At 60.3% G+C, this 3,319-nt stretch carries 4 protein-coding genes; 2 read left to right on the forward strand and 2 right to left on the reverse strand.

What is annotated here, in order from left to right:
• On the forward strand, positions 1-172 hold a 172-nt coding region (locus QO034_RS23020; RefSeq protein WP_284487844.1), incomplete at its 5' end, for a transposase.
• 96 nt (positions 173-268) lie between these two features.
• Here QO034_RS23020 and QO034_RS23025 read toward each other — a convergent pair.
• On the reverse strand, positions 269-1,150 hold the full coding sequence (locus QO034_RS23025; protein WP_284487841.1) for a recombinase family protein: 882 nt from the start codon (positions 1,148-1,150) through the stop codon (positions 269-271).
• Between the two features lie 226 nt (positions 1,151-1,376).
• Between QO034_RS23025 and QO034_RS23030 the strand changes: the two genes are divergently transcribed.
• Positions 1,377-2,444, forward strand: coding sequence for a hypothetical protein (locus QO034_RS23030; protein ID WP_284487842.1), 1,068 nt, complete (start codon positions 1,377-1,379; stop codon positions 2,442-2,444).
• A 461-nt stretch (positions 2,445-2,905) separates the two neighbouring features.
• Here QO034_RS23030 and QO034_RS23035 read toward each other — a convergent pair whose 3' ends face one another.
• A complete protein-coding gene (locus tag QO034_RS23035) occupies positions 2,906-3,160 on the reverse strand; it encodes a P-loop NTPase family protein (protein WP_284487843.1) in 255 nt (84 codons plus the stop codon).
• Positions 3,161-3,319 lie beyond the last annotated feature (159 nt).

Below are 3,319 nucleotides of genomic sequence, written 5' to 3' on the forward strand. Positions count from 1 at the left end.
GCGTTCGTCCCACAAGGTGCAACGCGAGTTCCCAGAGCTGCGCAGGCGCTACTGGGGCCGCAGGTTCTGGGGACGCGGGTATTTCTCAACAACCAATGGTGCCATCACAGAAGACATCGTATTTCAGTACCTGGAACAGCACATCGCTGATCCTACCGGCGCCAGCCGGTAGTCGTTCAGTCCAATTGAGTCCAATTGAGTCCAATTGAGGCGATGATTCTGGACGATTTTGGCCGAGCGACAAGAGTAGTTTGCCGACCATTGGCGCCTACAAAAGGCCGAGACGCTCTGCCCGCTCCAGCAGCATTCTGACTGAGGAAGGCTGCCAGCTAGTGCGACCGCGAGGGGTGCGTTCACGCATGGATTCCAGTCGGTCACAGATTGCCTGAAGCGTGATATCGGGGTCCGCACCCTTGATGGCAGCGACAATCGCCGGCAGGCGGTCGTCGGTTTCGCGACGTCCAGCGCGTCCAAGCGCTTCAGCGGGCAGGAACCCGTCCCGCACATATGCCTTCACGGCGCGGAGCAAACGGCTTTGGGTCCAGTGGCGGTCGTGGGGCAGGGGACCATTGATGATCCGCAGGACGTCCTCCCAAGCCATATCCGGCCGCAGGCGCCGCACATGCGGCACCCAATCTTGCGCGGTCTCGTTCAGTCGCTCCATGTAGCCATCCTGCCGGGCAAGCCGTACCTTGCGAAGAGCGGCGGGGTCCTTGCTGCGAAGCCCAGGATTGCCACCAACGCGACCTTTGGCGCGCGCTGAGGCAAGACCCGCCTTGGTCCGTTCGCGGATCAGGGCACGCTCGAACTCGGCAGCGGCGCCCAGGACCTGCAGGGTGAACTTGCCCTGTGGTGAGGCGGTGTCTATCGGGTCCTGGAGCGAGCGGAAGAACGCCCCCTTGCCCTCCAGTCTTTCGATCACCTCAAGCAAGTGCGACAAAGACCGCGCAAGTCGGTCGATCCGCACGACGACCAGCGTATCGCCGCTCTTGACGCGTTCGATCACACGCGCGAGCACAGGACGCGCACGATTGCCGCCTGAGGCGTGCTCTTCAAAGATCTCGGCACAGCCCGCCGATTGCAGCGCCTCGGACTGGGGCAGGGGGGTCTGATCCTCTGTGGATACGCGCGCATAGCCTATCAGGGGCATGAAACTGGGCCGTTTGCAATTTTATATATCGCCAATAAACGACCGTTTGTAAACGAATGCAAGTAGGTGCTCTCTCGTCGCGCTCGTCCAAAAACCCTTGGTTTCCTTGCGCTGAGCGCGATCTGAGAGGTTTCACCGGCAGTCGCGCGCGCATACTATATAAAGAGCGAAGGCAACCGCCACAAAATCACTTGGGTGATGTGCAAAAGAACAGTATTTTGCACATATGAAGACCCAAGCATCCGTTTTGACTGATGATTTCAATGACCCCCTCATCACCATCGAGGCGGATGAAGAGGCTCACGAAGAGGATCTCTGGTTTCTGCCGGGACCACTCGAAGAAGAACCGGATGATTTGCCTCCCGGGCCACGGGCAGAACCGCCCGACACTGCTGTCATAGAAGACTGGGCAAAGGCAGAAGGCGTTCACGCTGCGCGACTCGCACGGGTTGCTGGACGCCTGGGTGCTCTGGATGACCGCCTCCTGCGCGGTCCTGACGGCTGGCTGCACCGCCTCGCACTGATCGAGGCGGCAGACCTCAGCTGGTTCGCAGGGGATCGGGTCAGTGCTGATCGTCTGGCGCTCTGGATATCGATGCGGCTGTCAGGTGCACAGGATGACCCAAATGCCCTGGCAAGAGTTGGATGGGCTGTTCGGCGCCTGACAGGCGGTCCCGGACCGAAGGCTGACTTGGCCGCCTTCCTGGATCGCCGCGATCCCGAGAACATTGAAGGCAGCGCTGAGCGTTTCGAAGATCGCGCGGGCGGATGGTTGGACGTAATGGCCGCAGCAGCCGAGCTCCACCCAATCACGCGGGCTTGCATGGGCTTTCATCTCTGGAGCCTGGCCGGCCTCGGACAGCACGGCGACCAGATGGAAGCCGCCGTCACCGCGTCCAGGATCGCGGCCAGCGATGGAAGCGGCGCCATCTTCGCACCGCTCGCCATGGGCGGGGCAGGGGGGCTGCGTGTTTCGGGCTTGCCGCCCGAACGTTTGGCCCGCTGGTTGGATGGGATGAACAGCGCAATTCTAACGGCGATGCGTCATCTAGATGATACCCAGACATGGAGTGTTCGGGCGGAAGGAGCCATGTCTCAGCTTTCGGGCCGAACTCCGGCCGCTCTTCGGTCTGTGTTGACAGAGTGGCCTTTGGTGTCGGCCCCGATGGCGGAGGCCCTAACAGGCGCAAGTCGCGCGGCTGTTCAAAGGAACCTCGCCTGGATGGACGAGAGATGCCTGATCCGAGAAGTGACGCAACAAGGACGATTCAGGATGTGGCGAATCAAGGACTAGACCGTTGTGATCAGATCCAGCGACAGGGACCTTCTCGGTTCATTGAGGGAGGGGCGCTTGCCGCCAATGCTTACGTTCATCGATTCCGCTAAAGGGTCGTGGTTTGAACATCGACCTAAGTGTTTTGGTCAGAATCGCTCTTTGTGATCCGGCAACGAGCTATGGCAGCCTTTCGAAAAGATCCGGTGTGTCCTCGTCGCGCCGCCTGCTCAGACCCCCGCCAAGATGCAGGCAAGGGTGCTTAATTCGCGTCAGGCCTTTGCCGTCCTCAAAATGGACCCACCCTCCTCTGGGCATGCCCACGCTTACGATCAGCGCCCCACATATTGGACAAGTCCGCCTGAACGATGCGCCCCTCTTGCTTTCACGATCGCCCCGAACTGCCCAACCGCCGCGAACCGAGACTGTTCGCCCCGTCGACAGTCGGCGGGTGTGTGCCTTACGGTAGTACCAACGGTCCGTCATCCCATACCCCTTCTTTCCTCAACCCGGCTGCCGCTTGGGGTCGAGCGCACGTAAAAGCCTTGTGGAATAGCCTCCTGCACCAGCCCAACGTGCGAGATCAGGCCGACGGCCCGGCTGCCCTCTGTCAGCGCAGCAAGAACTTGGATCACTTGATCCAGCGTGCCCGCCCCATTCTCGGTGTCGAGACTTCCGAAGCCTTCGTCGATAAAGATTGTGCCCATCCTGATCTTGCCCGAAAGGCTCTCGACCACATCAGCTAGCCCAAGCGCTGTTGATTTCCTCTGAGAATTGACCCGGTATTTTCACCGAGATTTGGCCCGCCCTTGTTTATGTCTCAGCGGTCATGTTGTGGTCAATGCCGGCGTCTCCTTTCTCGTTTTCTTGGCGGCCTCGGAGCTGGCTTTGTAGCG

Source organism: Sedimentitalea xiamensis (assembly GCF_030164465.1).
Lineage (GTDB): Bacteria > Pseudomonadota > Alphaproteobacteria > Rhodobacterales > Rhodobacteraceae > Sedimentitalea > Sedimentitalea xiamensis.

Coding starts and splice junctions, on each gene's coding strand:
- QO034_RS23030 (WP_284487842.1), top strand. CDS start 1,377: ATGAAGACCCAAGCATCCGTTTTGACTGATGATTTCAATGACCCCCTC.
- QO034_RS23025 (WP_284487841.1), bottom strand. CDS start 1,150: ATGCCCCTGATAGGCTATGCGCGCGTATCCACAGAGGATCAGACCCCC.